Source organism: Methanosarcina barkeri MS (genome assembly GCF_000970025.1).
GTDB classification, from domain to species: Archaea; Halobacteriota; Methanosarcinia; order Methanosarcinales; family Methanosarcinaceae; genus Methanosarcina; species Methanosarcina barkeri.
This window is the reverse complement of the sequence record NZ_CP009528.1, coordinates 1558236-1575702: the sequence shown is the minus strand read 5'-3', so window position 1 is coordinate 1575702 and position 17467 is coordinate 1558236. Positions and strand designations below refer to the sequence as shown.

14 protein-coding genes are annotated in these 17467 nt (G+C 38.5%); 9 read left to right on the top strand and 5 right to left on the bottom strand.

What is annotated here, in order from left to right:
* Positions 1-103: 103 nt before the first annotated feature.
* Entirely contained in the window at positions 104-1288 is a 1185-nt protein-coding gene (locus MSBRM_RS06340; protein WP_048155073.1) for a trans-sulfuration enzyme family protein, read from the bottom strand.
* A gap of 315 nt (positions 1289-1603) precedes the next feature.
* Here MSBRM_RS06340 and pncB point away from each other — a divergent pair, with 315 nt between their 5' ends.
* On the top strand, positions 1604-2809 hold the full coding sequence (gene pncB / locus MSBRM_RS06335; protein WP_048118776.1) for a nicotinate phosphoribosyltransferase: 1206 nt from the start codon (positions 1604-1606) through the stop codon (positions 2807-2809).
* A 261-nt stretch (positions 2810-3070) separates the two neighbouring features.
* On the opposite strand, the gene MSBRM_RS06330 is transcribed toward pncB, so the two are convergent.
* On the bottom strand, positions 3071-4261 hold the full coding sequence (locus MSBRM_RS06330; protein ID WP_048118778.1) for a TolB family protein: 1191 nt from the start codon (positions 4259-4261) through the stop codon (positions 3071-3073).
* 388 nt (positions 4262-4649) lie between these two features.
* A complete protein-coding gene (locus MSBRM_RS06325; RefSeq protein ID WP_048155070.1) occupies positions 4650-5399 on the bottom strand; it encodes a carbonic anhydrase in 750 nt (249 codons plus the stop codon).
* Between the two features lie 519 nt (positions 5400-5918).
* On the opposite strand from MSBRM_RS06325, the gene MSBRM_RS21110 reads away from it, so the two are divergent.
* The 4 genes from MSBRM_RS21110 (at position 5919) to MSBRM_RS06310 (ending at position 8747) form a co-directional block, all read left to right on the top strand.
* The gene (locus MSBRM_RS21110; protein WP_230629225.1) at positions 5919-6074 is read left to right on the top strand and encodes a hypothetical protein; all 156 of its coding nucleotides are present in this window, start codon (positions 5919-5921) and stop codon (positions 6072-6074) included.
* Between the two features lie 53 nt (positions 6075-6127).
* Positions 6128-6313: a hypothetical protein gene (locus MSBRM_RS21105; RefSeq protein ID WP_230629226.1), complete on the top strand. Its 186-nt coding sequence runs from the start codon at positions 6128-6130 to the stop codon at positions 6311-6313.
* Positions 6314-6837: 524 nt separating this feature from the next.
* Positions 6838-8478: a HEAT repeat domain-containing protein gene (locus MSBRM_RS06315; RefSeq protein ID WP_048118781.1), complete on the top strand. Its 1641-nt coding sequence runs from the start codon at positions 6838-6840 to the stop codon at positions 8476-8478.
* Between the two features lie 35 nt (positions 8479-8513).
* The gene (locus tag MSBRM_RS06310; protein WP_048118785.1) at positions 8514-8747 is read left to right on the top strand and encodes a hypothetical protein; all 234 of its coding nucleotides are present in this window, start codon (positions 8514-8516) and stop codon (positions 8745-8747) included.
* 115 nt (positions 8748-8862) lie between these two features.
* Here the strand turns inward: MSBRM_RS06310 and MSBRM_RS06305 are convergent, their stop codons facing one another.
* Together MSBRM_RS06305 and MSBRM_RS06300 are read right to left on the bottom strand one after the other, a co-directional pair.
* On the bottom strand, positions 8863-9693 hold the full coding sequence (locus MSBRM_RS06305; protein WP_048118795.1) for a hypothetical protein: 831 nt from the start codon (positions 9691-9693) through the stop codon (positions 8863-8865).
* 547 nt (positions 9694-10240) lie between these two features.
* A complete protein-coding gene (locus MSBRM_RS06300; RefSeq protein ID WP_048118797.1) occupies positions 10241-10618 on the bottom strand; it encodes a hypothetical protein in 378 nt (125 codons plus the stop codon).
* Between the two features lie 1293 nt (positions 10619-11911).
* Here MSBRM_RS06300 and MSBRM_RS06295 point away from each other — a divergent pair.
* The 4 genes from MSBRM_RS06295 (at position 11912) to MSBRM_RS06280 (ending at position 16719) form a co-directional block, all read left to right on the top strand.
* Positions 11912-12244: an ArsR/SmtB family transcription factor gene (locus MSBRM_RS06295; RefSeq protein ID WP_048118798.1), complete on the top strand. Its 333-nt coding sequence runs from the start codon at positions 11912-11914 to the stop codon at positions 12242-12244.
* 200 nt (positions 12245-12444) lie between these two features.
* Positions 12445-13593: a hypothetical protein gene (locus MSBRM_RS06290; protein WP_052712726.1), complete on the top strand. Its 1149-nt coding sequence runs from the start codon at positions 12445-12447 to the stop codon at positions 13591-13593.
* 85 nt (positions 13594-13678) lie between these two features.
* Positions 13679-15037: a helix-turn-helix transcriptional regulator gene (locus MSBRM_RS06285; RefSeq protein ID WP_052712725.1), complete on the top strand. Its 1359-nt coding sequence runs from the start codon at positions 13679-13681 to the stop codon at positions 15035-15037.
* 785 nt (positions 15038-15822) lie between these two features.
* Positions 15823-16719 carry a hypothetical protein gene (locus tag MSBRM_RS06280; protein WP_141706327.1) on the top strand — a complete coding sequence of 299 codons (897 nt, stop codon included), beginning with the start codon at positions 15823-15825 and terminating at the stop codon, positions 16717-16719.
* The last annotated feature ends 748 nt before the right edge of the window (positions 16720-17467 follow it).

Genomic DNA, 17467 nt, shown 5'->3' with positions numbered 1-17467 from the left:
AATAAGTAACAGTGATTAGGTCATGAAATAAGTAACCACAGCTCGGCCATTAAACAGGTAACACATTTAGGTCTGGAAGACTTAAATTGCTTCAAGAGCTGGCTTAAATTGCCTTAAGGGCCTGTTTGAGGTCTTCAATTATGTCTTCGTAATCTTCAATCCCTACCGAGAGCCTGACAAGCCCGTCAGTTATGCCTACACTCTTTCTTACTTCATGAGGAACACATGCATGAGTCATCGATGCAGGGTGCTGAATAAGGGTATCCGTAGCTCCGAGGCTCACAGCAAGAGAACAGAGCTTTACATTGTCCATGAGCTTCCTCCCGGCTTCAATTCCGCCCTTTACCTCAAAAGAGAGCATCCCGCTGAACCCACTCATTTGCTTGCGTGCAAGTTCGTGCTGAGGATGCCCTGGAAGTCCTGGATACCTGACCCAATCTACCTCGGGTCGGGATTCAAGAAATTCCGCAACCTTCATTGAATTTTCAGCGTGCTTTTCCATCCGGATATGCAGGGTTTTAAGCCCTCTTATGCAGAGCCAGGCTTCATGAGGACCCATAATGCCTCCCGTATATCCGACAATTGTGGACATTCGGTCTATAAAATCCCTATTTCCTGCAACGATTCCGCCAAGGAGATCTGCGTGGCCGCCTATATATTTTGTACAGCTACTTAGGGAAAGGTCCGCCCCAAGCTCAAGAGGTCTCTGGAAATAAGGCGTTGCAAAAGTGTTGTCCACAACGCAGAGGGCCCCGTTTTCTCCGGTTATCCTGGCTATTTCGGTAATATCACACACGGTAAGCGTAGGATTGGCAGGACTCTCAAGAAAAACCATTTTTGTTTCGGGTTTGAAAACTCGCTTTACATTTTCGGTTTTAGAAGTGTCGATGAAACTGACCTCTATTCCAAGCCCTGGCAAAACCTGAGAAAAGAGGCTGTAGGTGCAGCCGTATACCACATCCGTTGAGATAAGGTGGTCTCCCTGCTTCAGGGCAGTTAACGCAATTGCAGTGATCGCTGCCATTCCAGAGGCAAAGGTCTGCCCCGCTTCCCCACCTTCAAGCGCAGCAAATTTTTCAGCGAGAACCGCATGCGTGGGAGTATTTGGAGGAATTCTGGCATATACGTACCCGGATTCATCTCCTGCAAACCTCGCTGCTCCCTGCCTGGCATTCTCAAAAATGAACGTTGAAGTCTGGAATATCGGAGTTGTATGCGCCCCAAAAACCGGATCCGGCTTTTCTGCGGCATGTACACATTTTGTTGCGAACTTCACTTCTCTTTTCATCTCCCCAAATACCTCTCTAAATTAGTATCCGGAATAAGTATCGCTTTTCACGTAATTATTTGTTTGGCGTGAAGCCCGAAAAAGCCTTATCTCAAAAAATCTTTTCTCAAAAAATCTTTTCTCAAAAAATCTTTTCTCAAAAAATCTTTTCTATTTTCTGAAAGCTAATAAAGAAAACCTGACTTTGTCCACAGAAGTTATACACGTGTGTCAGAAATTTTAAAAATAAAACCGTTATATATCTGGAGCAAAAGGTGTAATTAAATAAAAAATATTTGCTTTAGAAGCATTTAAAACGCTACAGGAAGACCTTCTGTGATACAATCCATACTTGATAACGACCTTTATAAATTCACCATGCAACTTGCAGTGCTTGAACTTTTTCCTAAAGCTGAGGCTGAATACCGGTTTACTAACCGGGGTTCCCAGCGCTTTACTACGGAGTTTGTAGAAGAACTGAAAAGGACTATACGCGAAGAGATCTCGAAATTAGCATTAACAGAAGAAGAATACAACTGGCTTTCAGAGAAATGCCCTTACCTGAAACCCATGTACCTTGAATATCTTAAGAATTTCCGCTTCAAGCCAGGTGAGGTAAAAGTCTGCCTTACCGAAGAAAAAGATCTGGACATTCGGATAAAAGGACCCTGGCACAGCACGATTCTCTGGGAAATTGTCCTTATGGCTACGGTTTCGGAACTATATTTCACAACCATTGAAAAAGAGTGGAATAGAGATTCCCAAAAGGGTTGTACTTCCGAATCCGTATTGACTGCCTATGAAAATAAAATTCTTGAGATGGGAAAAGCCCTTGAGGAAAACAACTGTCTTTTTTCGGAATTTGGGACCCGCAGGCGAAGAAGTTCCGAACTCCACGACCATGTGATGAAAACCCTGACAGGGATAAAAACCCTGACAGGAACAAGCAATGTGTATTTTGCAAAAAAATACGGCCTGAAACCGATCGGAACTGTCGGGCACGAATGGATTATGGGTACCTCAGCACTTGTAGGGCTAAGGTATGCAAACCGGTTTGCTTTTGAAAACTGGATAGATGTTTATAAAGGGGACCTGGGAATCGCCCTTACGGACACTTTCGGCTCAAAAGCCTTTTTTAAAGATATGGACCTGAGGTTGTCAAAAGTTTACGACGGGTTCAGGCACGACAGCGGAGACCCTTACGATTTTGTGGATGCTGTGATAGAGCACTACCGGAAAATGGGCATAGATCCCATGAAAAAGTTAATTGTTTTCAGTGATGCCCTCAATGCGGATACGGCTATCCAGCTCAAAAAATATTGTGAAGGTAAAATCAACTGCAGTTTCGGCATAGGCACAAGCCTTACCAACAACTCCGATTTTTTCCGAGAAAGCCCTCCTCTTAACATGGTCATAAAGCTGCACAGCATTGACGGTATTCCTGTCGTAAAACTGAGCGACTCTCCGGAAAAGGAAACCGGAGAAATAGATGCTATAAGGGTTGCAAATTACATTTTTGGAAGAAAAGGGCTGGATGAATAATTAAAGAATAAAAGAACAAAAATGGAAAGTAGGATGGATCGACGCCAATGCCTTTAATTTCCATCCTTCAGTTTCCATGACAGACATGCTATAATAGATATCAGTCGTGTGGAGTTCAGATATATGGATTTCGATGATATAGAGTTCGATGATCGCGCTCAAAGTTTAAGAAATCAATCTAAAAATAATAGTAGTTCTTTTTTTCTGAGCCTTACTAAAATCATCGACTTCAGCCTCTGTTAAATATTATCTGGAAATTATTTAAAGAGGAGAGGCCGAAGATGTAGATCCAGGATCTATAACTACGGTATCTGAGCCACTAATTGTAAAATTATCTAAACCATTTTCTGAAGTAGAGTCTAAAATGCTTAATAAAGGTTCAAGTTCTATAACAGCAATATCTGAGCCACCAATTATAGAATTATTTGCCATTGTAGAATTATCCATCATCGTAGAATTATCCGTAATCATATTACTGATATAACCATTAAGTAAAACAGAACTCGAACCATTTACTGTAGAATTTTCCAAAATATTCTGCATCCTATGTACCGTAAAAACTATTTTTGAGCCGTCAGGACTCCATCTGGGGCTTGAGTCGATTACTCCGATATTGTTTGTAAGCATGACCTTATAGCTTCCTTTGGTATCACGAAGCCAGATTTCAGGCTTTCCTCCTTCGTCGGATATGTATACTATTCTTTTTCCATCTGGACTATAAGAGGGATCCCATTCCCCGTATGGAGTATCGGTAAGCTGAGTTTGGTTTGTGCCATGCCATTCTATTGTCCATAGATCAGGTTCCTCTTTAGAATCATTAGCACTGTATACTATTTTCAGGCCAAGAGGGCACCAGTCTTTTCCCATTCCGACATTTTCGGAAGTACCGAGCCTTTTCTTATCGCTTCCATCCCGATTAACTATCCAGAGCTCGGAAGGGGCATCCCCTGACTTCTGAGTATACACGATTTTTTTTCCAAGGCGGCACCATGAACCCCAACCTTCGGATTTGTCAGGATCATCCGCAACCGGGGTTACAGTTCCGTTTTCTAGATTCACAAGATAAAGGCCGGTTTGGGAACCATTTAATTTCGTTGAAAGCAATTCGGTTCCATTAGGATTTATATCGCTAAAGCCGGCAAGGTTTCCCTCCCCAATGCCTGTTCGCTCTATTTCACTTCCGTTTGCTTTCATTTTATACGATTCTAAATTATCGGATCCGTCCCTGTGAACCGTATACAGAATAGAATTTCCATCGGCAGTCCATACAGGAAACAATTCTGATTCGGAGCTGTCAGTAAGAAAAGTAATATTTTCTACAGGGCTATTAGTATAAGTTTCATCTTCCGTAAAATTACTATAGTCGGATGCGACGCCTGGTTCCGCTACTGCAGGTAACGTAAGAAGTACGAGCGTTAAGAATAAAGAAAAGTACCTGTATGCGATTTTCATAAATTACCACCGTTAACTTAAAAAAGATAGTGTTATCCATATAAATAATTAATTACTAATTTGTTGAAAAAATTGATTATTTATATTTATTAATATAAACTTATAATTGTATTTAATTGCTAATTTGTTGAAAAAATTGATTATTTATATTGATTAATATGAGCTTATAATTGTATTTATATATTAAAAGATAAGACAATATTATAATTGGAAAATAAACCTTATTTTCGCCAATTTAGGAAAGAAATCTGAAAGTAAAATAGAAGTTTTACCCGAAAAGGATAAAGGCTGGAATCTCGGGCAAAACTTAAGATTAACTAAGCTTTTTGGTTTCAACCAATTGACTTTTTTATTTAAATTAATTCCCTGCTGTGTAAACAGTTTCTGGTTATGAGGCTTTGTTGTATCCCTCAGCCAGATGGACGTTTACATACACTACGGCTTCATTAGTATGTTTGTATGCATAATCTTCAGTAATTTCTGGCAGCTTATCTGCTTCTTCCTGGGAAGTGACAACCACACCTGCTGGAATATACCTTCCGTCAGGAACAGTTACACCAATTGCTGCTGCTGTAGGCTCAAGTACGCAGTTGTTTCCTATCTTTGACTTAAAAACGAAAGCTTGCATACCAATGAAAGTATCGTTGCCTACGGAAGCCGGGCCATGAACCTGGGACTGGTGAGCAAGTGAAACATTTTCTCCTATATAAACTGCATATTTCTCGCCGGCAACTTCAACAGTGTTCTTTTCTACAGGTTCACCTTCCTCATCAATTGTCTCAAGTGCATGAAGCACAACTCCGTCCTGGACATTACTCCTGCTTCCCACGAAAATCGGCATTCCTTCATCACTCCGAATAGATGCCATAGGGGAAACCATAATACTGGCACCTATTGTCACATTTCCTATAACTGAAGCCTGAGGGTCAATATAAGCTGTGGGATCAATATCAGGTGCTGTAGGTACAGGATTCCATGGTGTTACCGGATTTTCCCTGATATTAGAAAACTCGCTTTCGGTTATTCCTTGTGTGGCATTGCCCTCTGCTCCTTCACCTTCGGAGATGCATCCGCTTCCTAAAAGGGCCAGTGAAAGAGATAGAATAAGTATTGTAAAGATCTGCTTGTTGAATCTCATATAGGTCCTCCATTGACAGTACAAAGATTATAAAATATATAGGTATTTCTATATTTATTTAAAAAAAGTTAAAAAATAAAAATGGGGAAATTTTATTTTTAGAAAGGTTTCCGTAACCAGTCTTCGCAGTTATAGATATTTTATGAGAAATTTTATTCAACAGAAATGGTGGTAATAAATTCAAAAAATTTAATATTTAGAAGATGTGGAGTGTATCATGGAGGCTGTGTTTCAAATTTCATTGAAATCTATACTGGAAGATCTGCCTGTCTTTAAGGCAATTGCAGTCTGGAACCTGTTTGTGATTTTGATTTTCTCAAAAAAGATATATCAAACTGCTTTGGAAAAAGGAAGATCGATTAATTCTTCAATGTATTTTTCAAGAAAAGTAATTCACTTCCTGGCTGGCTGATTGACAGCAATGCTACTCCCCTTTATTGCTCATGAGCCTGCTTTATCGGTCGCTACTGCTTATGGACTTGCTCTTATAACCTACCGCCGCATAAATTCAACAAGAGAATGTACTGGTTCCAGGACCCCGAAAACCTCTATGATGTTGATTTTACATTAAGCTGGAGATTGATAGTGCTTTTTACCTGGTACATTGACAGGAGTTTCTGGCTTGGAGTGGTTCCAGTACTTTTCATGGCATATGGAATGGGATTACAGACATAATAAGGAACCTTAAGTATAACAAAAGGGCAAAAGCCTGGGAAGGTACTGTAGGTATGCTCCTGCTTTGCATAATTATCGGCGCAAAAATGGGCTTTGCCGGGGTCTTTGCAGGAATAGTATGTACACTTATAGAAAGAGTCGAGAATATAGATGGTAATATCACAGTACCAGTATCTGGCCTGTTTATCCTGCTCTCAACTCACTACTATCCCCCTTCGCTTACGGCTCCGTTTTACTGATTTATCTCGGCAAACTTTCTCATATATCTTTCTTTTTATAATTTGTTTCATTTTTCATTTTACGTTTCCTTTTTCAATTCAAAATCTACACTTTCTCTAAACGTAGGTTTTTAAAATGAAGCCTGTAACCTGAGAGTAACCTGAAAAAAATGCAAGGCAACCAAATTACATATTATTTATATTAACAATCTAAAACTTCATATATCTTTGAATGTAATATATTTAAAAACGTAAACTGTTAAGGGATGAGTTTAATAGTGTAAAGAATGGACATTTGCAACTTATCAAGCTCATTTAAACAGATGGGATTAGTAAACAAATGGGGTCGGTAAACAGATGGGGTTAGTTATGTAAAAATTGTATACACAACAGGCTAGAAAACCAGGAATTGAAAGTGCCACTTTTAGAATTAAAAGACTGAATACATTTTATATATATTTAGTCTGTTGACGATATACTTTAAAATGTTTTTTATATTATAGTTAGTCCTGATAAGCTTTACACTAATGGGGGATAGAAGGAAAATGGATGATAATATAAAGAATCTTATTAAGAAATTGGAACGCTCGGTCTTTGCGGGAAACCGGGCAATTGCTGCCGAAAAACTTGGAACGCTAGGGGACCCTTACGCGTTACCCGCACTGATTGGAGCGCTGGATGATTCAAATCCGAAAGTAAGAACCGCTGCTGCAGAAGCCCTGGGAAAACTCAATACGCCGGAAGCTGTCCCTGATCTTATAAATGCACTTAATGATCCTGATAGTCCGGTTAAAAAGACTGCAATTGCTTCCCTTGAAAAAATAGGCACACCTGAAGCTATCTCAGGCATTATGAAAGGGTTCGAGGACAGGGACAGGTTTGTCCAGAAGGAAGCGGTGAAATCCTTGATGAGGATAGGTTCAAGAGATGCAATTTACGGCCTTGAAAAAGCCCTAGCTTATCCAGATAATTCGCTGAGAAGGATTTCAATAATAGCTCTTGGGAAAATTGACACTTATGAAGCTGCTCTCTGTCTGGTAAAGGTAATTGAAAACTCGGATAACAAAACAAGGCAGCAAGCTGCCGAAACACTGGGAAAAAGAGGCAAGTCAGATGTGCTTGATGAGCTGATGGAAATCCTCAGGGACCCAAAGCAACCTGTACAGGAAACTGCATCAGAAACTCTTTGTAAAATTGTAAGTATGTCAACTTCAGTGCCTGTTCTTGTCAAAGCTCTCGGAGCTTCGAGCAGGGATGTGAGAAAAGTTTCAATTGAAGCTCTTTGGAAGATCGGAACGCCTGAAGCAGTTTCAGGGCTTTTGAGAGCCCTGGATGACCCTGACTGGTATCTGAGAAGCCGCGCTGCAGATGCACTGGGAGATATAGGTTCTCCGGAAGCGGCCAGGGGACTGGTTAAAGCTTTTGATATATATGAAAACTCCGTAAGGAAGGCGATTACCTGTGCTCTTGGAAAAAGCAGAACCCCTGAAGCCATAGAAGGGCTGGTTAAAGCTCTTAACGACCCTGATAATTCGGTCAGAGAATCAGCAGTTTTGGGCCTTGGAAGATCAGGCACTATTGAAGCTATTTCAGGGCTTATCAGAGCCCTTGATGACACTAAGGCAGTAGTGAGAGAAGCTGCAGCTTCTGCACTTGGGGACCTCAAAGCACAGCAAGCTGTTCCTAAATTGGTAGAAATTCTTGAAAAACCTGATCGTTCAATGCAAAAAGTCGCTATCTGCTCACTCGAGAAAATCGGTACCTTAGAGGCAGTTTCAGGACTTGTCAGAGCTACTGAAAGTACAGATGCCTGCGTGCGAAGGGCTGCATTGAAAGCTCTTGAAAAAATAAATAAATCCAATTCCTCATCAGTAACCTCTCCGGATGAGACAGAAATCTCTGGCGCAAAGCCAGTTTCTAGGAATTGCATGACAGATGATGATTCTGAAGTTCGGACTGAAACTTCAAATATCTCAGGCGATATCTGCAATATGAATTCTCTTAAAGAACTTGAACTTTCAATTTCTGTTGAAGAAACCAAGGAGTCCAGAGCCCACCAAAATGCAATTAACGAGAAGAAAAAAGGAATCGTGCTGACCTGCCCATATTGCTCCAGAAACCTGAATTTCACCACTGCCCCCAACTTCTGTCCTTTCTGCGGAATGAAGTTGAAGTTGAAATACTAAAACCCGCGTCGCTTTTTCCGAAAAAGATTGTCGGCATGGTAAAAAGCCTTTTTAAAAAAGGCTTAAGCACAACCCTTTTTAAAAAAGGCTTGACCGAAAACCCCGGCAACAACGTGGTCGGCGTGGTCAAACAGGCTGATCTTGAGACAAAGGGAAACAAAGATACTGAAGTTCTATCAGGAGGATTAATTTCTCAGAGTCATGTTCAGGAGGATATTTCTCTTTTTGGCAGGTTACAGTTTTTCGATAGGTTGGGACTTTTGCGTTAGATTTCAACGCTGCCACTTGTGTTATTTTCAGTTTGGTTATCCTGAATTCAACCAGGACGGTTAATAGGGCCGAAGACTTTTTGTTGCACAGAATCTTCGGCATCCGTTTTCTGCTTTACACTGTGGTATCCCTAGCTGAGTGCATTATTTTCTCTAGTTCGTCAAACGACTCGGCCCCTTTGAGATCTTCGATCAGGGCCGTAAGTTCAGTAATTCTGCTATTGAGCTGTTCATCATTTGCGTTTTCGCTTTCGTTCATTCTGGCTTTAAGAAGCTCTATTTTCTTCTCAATGGAATCAAGTGCCTTTTCCTGTTCATAGGTTAATAGGACCCCTTTGAGTTCTGCTGCAGTGGAGGCTTCGCTCACCTCGGCATACAGGTCTCGAATCTCAGTAATTTTCTCGTTGAGCTCTTCAGCTTTGCCGCTCTCACCGGCTTCCACGAGCCTGGTTTGAGCAGTTTCGGACTCCTCAGCCATGTACTGGATGGAATCCAGGATAACAGCCTGAACGTCAGTGAAATTTTCATCAGTTATATTTTCAAGCAGGATATGACAAAACTCATGCCCTTCCTCAGGCTCCGTTTGCATTTCGTCAGATTCTATATTCCTTTCGTCATTTTCCAAATCCTCCTTTTCCTGCCTTTTTCTAGACAAAACATTCTGGAGGTCAGATGCATTTGAAACCTTACTTACCTCACTATAGAGATTTTGAAGTTCAGCAATTCTCTTACTGATTGAGTCAAGCATGTCTGCCTGAACTTCAGTGAAATTTTCTTCGCTTATATTATCTGCAGGACAAGAAGGACAGGACCCTGGATCATAAATCAGATCCGTCAGGTTTGTCAGGTTTTCGTTTTCTGAAGCAAAAGCCCCTGAAGGAATAATACTCAATATAATCAGCCCTATCGCAAAACGGGAAATTAACTTTAATGTTTTTACTGTCATAGATTACCTCCGTTAATTACCATGTTTTCCTGCTCTTTTTGTCTCAACGCTGTTTGCCTGTTAACAGTCCTGAAATTAACTGGATTAAATATAAGCTTACTTTTAGAAACAGAAAAGATTATAGGAATTTAATGTAAAGAATAAATTTTTTTTGAACTTTATATTCCAGCAGAATCTTATAAATAATTTACTAATTAATACTTAGGATTTACTGATTAATACTTAGGACTCTTAAATACTTCGGCCCTTAAATACTTCGTTTTTAAGAAAAAATGCATTTGTCATCAGGATATTTTATAAGGACCTGCGCAGTTGAATCGAGAAAAAAGTAGCATGAAATTTCAAATTGTCTAATCAATAACATATATGATAGACTTGCTCATGCTTTATTTTGCTTTTCAACTGCATAAGTCCGACCAAGAAAGATCCTTTAACACAAATGGTTAAGAATCTTCCGTTTTGCAATCCAATAGAGGGTTTTACGAGTCAGTCATTGTTTTACGAGTCAGTCATAACCATTTTTTACATTTGGTTTTCATCGTCTGTTTCAATGGGACCTGTGATTATATTTATTTAACCATTTTTTATGGTTTGTTTGCCATTTATTATACGTATTTTGCCATTTTTTATAGATATCTTGCCATTTTTTATATTTTGTTTGCCATTTTTTGTAATCGTCGCCATGTTTCTTATTATTCCATTTCTGCTTCTCATTATCCCAGTTTTTCTTTTCGCTTTCCCAGTTTCTCTTCTCTTTGTCCCAATTATTCTGTTCATTTTCCCACTGCTTCTTTTCATTGCCCCATTGATTCTCAGTTTTTTGCGAAGCTGCGCTTACTGATGCAATAGTTACTGACGATACAAAAAAGGCCAGCATCAAAATGCATATTGTCTTCTTTATTCTATCAAATATCTTTTTTCCCATATGTCCACTCCTTATTTTATCTACCTTATTTTCTCAAATAGACGTTATTTTACCTAACTTGATGTTACTGCGTCTAATTGATGTTATTATGTCTAATTGATGTAGTTTTAAACTGTATGTTTTTCAATTCACTTCCTGCAACATATCTGTTGCAGGACGATATTATGCCAGTTAATACCCTAGTTTACTTTTATATGACTACTGGCACTTTTTAGGTATAAATAGGACTTACACATTTGATAAGCGAAATAAAACATAAGCAAGTTATACAAGCAAGTTACACAAGCAAGTTACACAAGCAAGTTACACAAGCAAGTTACACAAGCAAGTTACACAAGCAACAAATAAGTTACACAAGCAAATTACAAGCAAGTTGCACAAGCAGGTTGCACAAGCAAGTTGTTGCAAGTAACCTAGATGTCTTATAGTTTCATTCTACGTTTTTTCAGCTCAATTGTGTAATTCCTTTTTTGATCTAATCGCCTTACCGGCTATTCGGAGATTGACCATCCGCCAATTGACAATTTTAAATTATATTATATTAAATATAATATTACTTACAGATATAATATGACTAACAGAACTTAATTTGGGAAATAAGCGTTTTTAAACCTTAAATCGCATAAAAGGGTGTAAATTCTAAAACTAATACTTATTGAGCTCTCTAGGCGCCGTATTTTTTAATAGAATAAATATTATTTACCTGTTATTTTGGAAAATTCAGTTTTAATTGGTTCTGAATTAAATTCACTAAGTGTCCTTATTTTATTCTTTATATAACTTTACAACAATCGCAAATTATAATCTTGGAACTAGAACGGTTTTTAATTTGAAAAATAGCCTGATGGAATAAAAAAATCAATTTGAACCGTTAAAGGAAGGTAAACCTTCGAAATAATCTATTTAAGGGTTATAAAGGGTTAAATTCCAAAATAGTTTCATTTAAAGTGTAAATTGTAAATTTAATCCAGGAATACTCCTAAAAAAGTAAGTATTCTTTTATTTTTAAATCCAGATATAGCACCTCTGTCAGGAACATATCGATTAGTAACATTCCACCCAGAGACCCAGAGATATGCTGCAATTTTGTGCCGTAATCAAAAAACGGTCAAAAAAGCATTTATAAAAGCATAGAAGATTACGAGGAAACTATGTGTACTAAGACCTGCAATATCAATTCGATAGTTCCTGACTAAACTTCTTAAAAAGTTAATTAAAAGGGTTAATTAAAAAGATTAATTAAAAGGATTTCGAAAATACTTAAATACGAGAAAAAATGTAGCAGGGATAAAAATGCCTGATAACCCGGAGGAAAAATTGCTGATTTTGCAGCTTTCCGAAGATTCCAGAAAAATTGCCAGGCTTCTTTCAAGCGAAACTTCAATCAGAATTCTTAAACTGCTTAATAAGAAGTCAATGTCGGCAGGAAACCTTGCCGATGAGCTTGGAGTGCGTCTGAATACTCTCAAATATAATCTGGACTCTCTTCTGGAAGCCGGAATGATTAGAGTAAGGCACGTAAAATGGAGTCAGAAAGGAAGGGAAATAAAAATTTATGAGGCCTCGAAAAAAGTAATTGTTTTTCTGCCCGCAAAAGAGAACCTGGAAACTCCTATTTTGTTGTGAAATCCTGGCGAGACAGCCAGGAAAATTTGGAGAAAACGGAAATCCTAAAATTGCCCTGAAGTTAATTATAGGCTTCAGAGTTTTGGAACGATTCTATTGTTTCTGAGAAAGACTTTTAAAAATAACCAAATATTAATATACGAACTCGATGAAAAGATACAGTCCAGCAATGAGTTCTATTCCATAGGACGTGGCCCAGTATGAAAATAAAATTTCTGTCCTTACTCCTTATACTCGCAACTATTATCGTGATCTCAGGCTGTGTTGATGAGGAGGCTCAGGGCTTTAATTGTAAAGCTACAGAAGACCTAGCTAGGACTATTTTTTTCCCCTATGTAGGGCTCCTGGACCATGTGGGTGAAATACCAGGCCAACACCCCCATGAGTTTCCGCAAGATAAGTTTAATTCAGGCCCTGAGTCCATGCCTACTCTGAGAGATGCAACATCCCTTCTTGACAGAAACATCGAAAAAGCAGAAACGATTTCATTAAAGCTTAAAGCCGGTATTGAGCGCTACAAAGCAGAAGGGAAAGATGTTAGCAGACTTGAAACCCTGCTTGAAGAGTATAACCGTCTTATAAAAGAAGCAAAGCAGTACCGAGCCCTTGCGAATGCAACCTTAAGCGAAGAAAATAATAGCTCAATTACAAATTTGAGTCAATATAACAACAGTTCATCCGAAAATATGGAAGTAGATTATTTGATTCAGTCTCAGAAGAGTATGATGCAAGCTAATAATGTCCTGAGAGATATTTTCGAAGAACTTAATTCTCTAATGGGAAGTGAAGAACTCAACAATACATCCCGGCTTACTTCAGCAGGAGAAGGAAAAGCTATTCTTATGGGCAGTTTCACTCTGAATATGCACCTGGAAAACGGAGACATGATAATAATGGGCCTCTCCAGGAATTCCGAAATTGATATAAACGGGAATTATACATTTGAAGAGAATACCGACATGCATGATACGGTACGCCTTTACCATATAAATTCTGCTGATGTGAAAATCTCCGGTTCCCGTAAGACAGTAATGTTAAACACTGAAAACGTTACCCTCACTGCAGATGGCGAGGGTTATGTAGCTTTCCAGGGAGACGGCACCTACAGTATTGTAGAGGCAGGTAAGACAATAAAAGAAGATGAATGGGCGAAACCTTTCTTTGAAGAGGGAATGAATCCACAAGAGTACGGGCCTGACGGAAAGCATAATAATACCGGAAATGGGCCTGATAATAATGACAATGATATAGTCGAGCAAACGCCTGATAATAACGATAAAGATATAGTCGGGCAAGTGCCTGATAATAACGATAATGATATAGTCGGGCAAAGGAAGGGCATGAAATAATACCACGTTAACAAAGCTTCTCCGGAAACAGGATGCAGGAGAGATTTCGTGAAGAAGCAGTAAGCGTTCCAGGAGAATATTAAAAATGCCTGGAAAAGTCGAAAATCAATATACAACTCTGGGTCTATCGAAAATGAATATAAGGCTCTATATTATTTGTATCGCTGCCGTACTTGCTTTAGCAGGGCCTGCCTTAGCAGCAAACAATACGGCTACAGTCCACGGGGCGGTATATGGCTGGGATACCTTCAAGCCTCTGGAAAATGCTGTGGTTGAGGTAAATTCGACTCCCTCACAGTCAATGGTAGCAAAATACGGCCTGTATTCTTTTGATCTGGTGCCCGGAGATTACAACATTACAGCCAGTTACTATCAGAACAGTAGCGTTACATATACAGCTAGCGAGACTATTCAAATTAAGGATCAAGGAAAATATGTACGTGATCTCCTGCTCCTTCCTGTTTATTCCGAGGAACTTATGGGTGACTCCGAAGTAAACACACTTTCCGAAAACCATAATGGGACTGCAGAAAGTTCCTCTTCAAATACAACAAATTCGCTAACAGACACATCCACAGGTCGAACGACAAGCAAAGGCAATTCGAGCAGCATGAATCTGGCTGACCAAAACATAACTGGCTATATAAATGTGAATTACCTGCCAATAGCATCCCTTTTATTTCTTATCCTGATTGCAGCGGGCTACCGAGTCTCCAGAAAGGATAAGAAAATAGAGAAAAATCAGCCATTTAGGGGACATCAAATCTCAGGTACAGGAGCAGTCGAAAAAAGTCATTCTACAGGAGATTTTTTCAAACCTAAGGTGCCAGAACTCTCGGTAGAAGTCCATGACAAAAGGGCCGAAGTTCCTCACGAAAGCTTAGAGCCCGAGCTAAAATGGGATTCTCAGGTACAGGATTTTCAAGTACAGGAATCTCAAATGCAGGATTCTCAAGTAAAGCCCCTCGAAACTACATCTTCAACAGAATCAATAGCAGATCCTGTAAAAGAGCCTATGAGAGAGCCGGTACCGGAATCTCTACAGGAGCACAAAGAATTGATTCCGGAAGAGAAAATGCAGAAGGAATCTGCAGATATTAAAGTGGACTCTAAGGAGAATGAAAAAGAACTGGTTGAATCTGAGCTTCAAAAGGAAAAACAGGGAATTTTATCTGACGAAGCGGATGATAAGCCCACAGAGAGTCCTGAAACTGAAACTACTGCTTCCAAGAAGAAGCTCCCGCTCCCCGCGGATCTCCAGGAAGTCATGGATATAATTCGAGGTCAGGGAGGCAGGATTACACAGAAAGACTTGCGTAGTAAGCTGAAATACTCCGAAGGAAAGGTTAGCCTCATGCTTGCGGACCTGGAAAGAAGAGAACTGATTGAGAAGTTCAAGCGGGGACGTGGGAACGTTGTTATCCTGAGAGATGAAGAACGCTGAAACTCGATATTTTCATTTTTCAGTATTTTATACTACTTTTTTATACTCATATATTTTATAGCCAACTTCATTGGTCATCGGTTAAGGAATTTTCTTGCATGAAAGCTATCGATTTTGCATTAGAAACCGGCCTTAAATTTTGGCCTATTTACATGAAATCGATACCCTTTTCCAGCTTTTAATTTATTGAAATATTTGAGAGATGTTGAGGAAATTAACGCAATTTGTCATGATTCCTCACTTAACCGAAGACGCATGTAGCCAACTTGTATTAAATCTATAAGCAGCCCATCTCAAGCAACAAAAAACCTGGCGGAATTTAGCTTTGATTACTATCATTCTTTGTGGGGAGAAATTAACAGTCATCCAGACAATTTCAACACGACTACTACACAGTTACATAACGGCTAAAGTTTTGCGTGAAACAGCAAGGTATAATGCAGGTCTGGCAAAATACATAAAGAGTTAAAAGCAAATATTGGAAACTGAACCAAGGATTACATCTGATCTGTGGGCTGAAGAATCAGTTTCCAATATTTCTATTTTTAACCATCATTGATATTAAACCGTTACATTGGTGAATTGAATATAAATAAGTAGACGAGAGATATCCAACGTAGTAGGTTTAGCGACGCAGACAAATCATTTATAAACTACGTGAAGCACCTTTTATCCAATTACATCCGGTTCTGACTCAAATATATAATAGTTATAATGGAAGTTGTCCAGAAAGTTATAATGTATAATAAAATTAATTTTATTATACAGATATCAGGCGAGATAATATGAGAAAAAGAAACATTCTGCTGATTTTTGTCTTTTTTATTTTTCTGATTATGGGCATATTTGTCCATGGTATTTATAGGGATTCTGTGGATTGGAGAGATTACGGTCAAAGATATCTCTGTGATTATGATGTCAAAGTGACAGGCCTTTCAGGCAGGGAAGTGAATGGAACGACGGCGATAATGGTCCCTATTCCAGCATCAAAGGAGGGTAAATTTTTTACTCCCCCTGTTCAGAAAGGTATTTATTTTAGCCAGAAACGGACACATAAAGTCTTTGATTGGTCTGAAGAAGAGGACAAAGGACCTTATTTTGAAAATGCAACCGAAATTTTTGATAACAAAGAATTATGCAGTGACTGGATATCTTTCATTGCAGAAACTAATAAAGGCTATATGCTTGGATTCAGAACAAATGAGACCAAGCTTGAAGATATTGATTGTGGTGTGAGTTTAATTGCAGATTATTTTGATATTTTTGATCCCATAAATAATGGAAGCCCGATATTGTTCCCTGTTGAAAATGCTTCTAATACTTCTTCAGTTCCTTATGGAAAATACACTAGGTACGTCTCAAGTCCAACATATGATACTTACGTATATATAAGTGATAACCTAAAAGGAGGAGGTACGGTATCTTTTGAAGTTCAGTTGGATGCAAACAATGACCCAACGGAGTGGTCTGGTGAATACTTTGGCTGGTATGATAACATATTATTTGCAAAAGTTAATGAGACGGGATACGTAAGAGTCAAGGCCATTCTTGGACAGAATATAGGTGGGAATGATTCTACTTCTTCATACAGTAGTCAATATTATTCAGATTATTTTGAAAATGAAACTTCTGATAATGTAAATGAAACTCCTAGCTGTACAGAAGTTGCACGAAGTCCTTAATTTAACCAGGTTTTGTAAAGTCTTCGTTACCTGGCCACTTTAATAGTTAGTTAAGGCTGTTTAAGAATTAATAATATAAACAAAGTTATACAGAGACTGCGAGATATATAATTGAATCTTCAAAAGACTTTGTTCCAAAATCCAGTGATCTTTGTATTTCTTGATTGAAAATCTGAATTAATAAGAAGAATTCGGTATTCATCAAAATCGATATTCGACATCTTAAGACTTCAATTCTTAAATTGTATCACAAGGATTGTGACCAATTACAAAATATAGTGATTTTGAACTTTACATTCATCACTAGATTTTGGTACTAAATCTTCAAAAGAAAATCACAAATAATCATGAAAGTAGGTGAGCTAGTGGAAAAAGGAAAGAACTAACCGCGAGAGAAAGGAAATAGGTGAAAAAAGAAAGAAGTAAAATTGGAAGAGTCTGCCGTAAGCAGTCATATGAAAACTGTTGTTCAAACTGTGCTAAGAATGAGAATCACAATAAATCTTATGATGAAGCCTGTAAACTTTAAAGAAAAAATATTAGTATATCGAATAATAATGTTCATTTAAAATCTCCACTTAATAGAATAAATTAATATTTCGAGATATAGCTTCAGAAGAGGCTTTTAGATCCTTATTAGTAAAATTTGCAATCATCTATGACTTTAATTCGTTAATACCCAATTAAATACGTTACAATTTTCAAAATAGCGTTCAATTATAATTGATACCGTCAGTCAATCAATAGA

What these genes read in the sequence shown, in the direction of transcription:
- MSBRM_RS06285 (WP_052712725.1), top strand. Translation starts at nt 13,679, where the DNA reads ATGCCTGGAAAAGTCGAAAATCAATATACAACTCTGGGTCTATCGAAA.
- MSBRM_RS21105 (WP_230629226.1), top strand. Translation starts at nt 6,128, where the DNA reads ATGCTCCTGCTTTGCATAATTATCGGCGCAAAAATGGGCTTTGCCGGG.
- MSBRM_RS06315 (WP_048118781.1), top strand. Translation starts at nt 6,838, where the DNA reads ATGGATGATAATATAAAGAATCTTATTAAGAAATTGGAACGCTCGGTC.
- MSBRM_RS06290 (WP_052712726.1), top strand. Translation starts at nt 12,445, where the DNA reads ATGAAAATAAAATTTCTGTCCTTACTCCTTATACTCGCAACTATTATC.
- MSBRM_RS21110 (WP_230629225.1), top strand. Translation starts at nt 5,919, where the DNA reads ATGTACTGGTTCCAGGACCCCGAAAACCTCTATGATGTTGATTTTACA.
- MSBRM_RS06330 (WP_048118778.1), bottom strand. Translation starts at nt 4,261, where the DNA reads ATGAAAATCGCATACAGGTACTTTTCTTTATTCTTAACGCTCGTACTT.
- MSBRM_RS06300 (WP_048118797.1), bottom strand. Translation starts at nt 10,618, where the DNA reads ATGGGAAAAAAGATATTTGATAGAATAAAGAAGACAATATGCATTTTG.
- MSBRM_RS06295 (WP_048118798.1), top strand. Translation starts at nt 11,912, where the DNA reads ATGCCTGATAACCCGGAGGAAAAATTGCTGATTTTGCAGCTTTCCGAA.
- MSBRM_RS06325 (WP_048155070.1), bottom strand. Translation starts at nt 5,399, where the DNA reads ATGAGATTCAACAAGCAGATCTTTACAATACTTATTCTATCTCTTTCA.
- MSBRM_RS06340 (WP_048155073.1), bottom strand. Translation starts at nt 1,288, where the DNA reads ATGAAAAGAGAAGTGAAGTTCGCAACAAAATGTGTACATGCCGCAGAA.
- MSBRM_RS06305 (WP_048118795.1), bottom strand. Translation starts at nt 9,693, where the DNA reads ATGACAGTAAAAACATTAAAGTTAATTTCCCGTTTTGCGATAGGGCTG.
- MSBRM_RS06280 (WP_141706327.1), top strand. Translation starts at nt 15,823, where the DNA reads ATGAGAAAAAGAAACATTCTGCTGATTTTTGTCTTTTTTATTTTTCTG.
- MSBRM_RS06310 (WP_048118785.1), top strand. Translation starts at nt 8,514, where the DNA reads ATGGTAAAAAGCCTTTTTAAAAAAGGCTTAAGCACAACCCTTTTTAAA.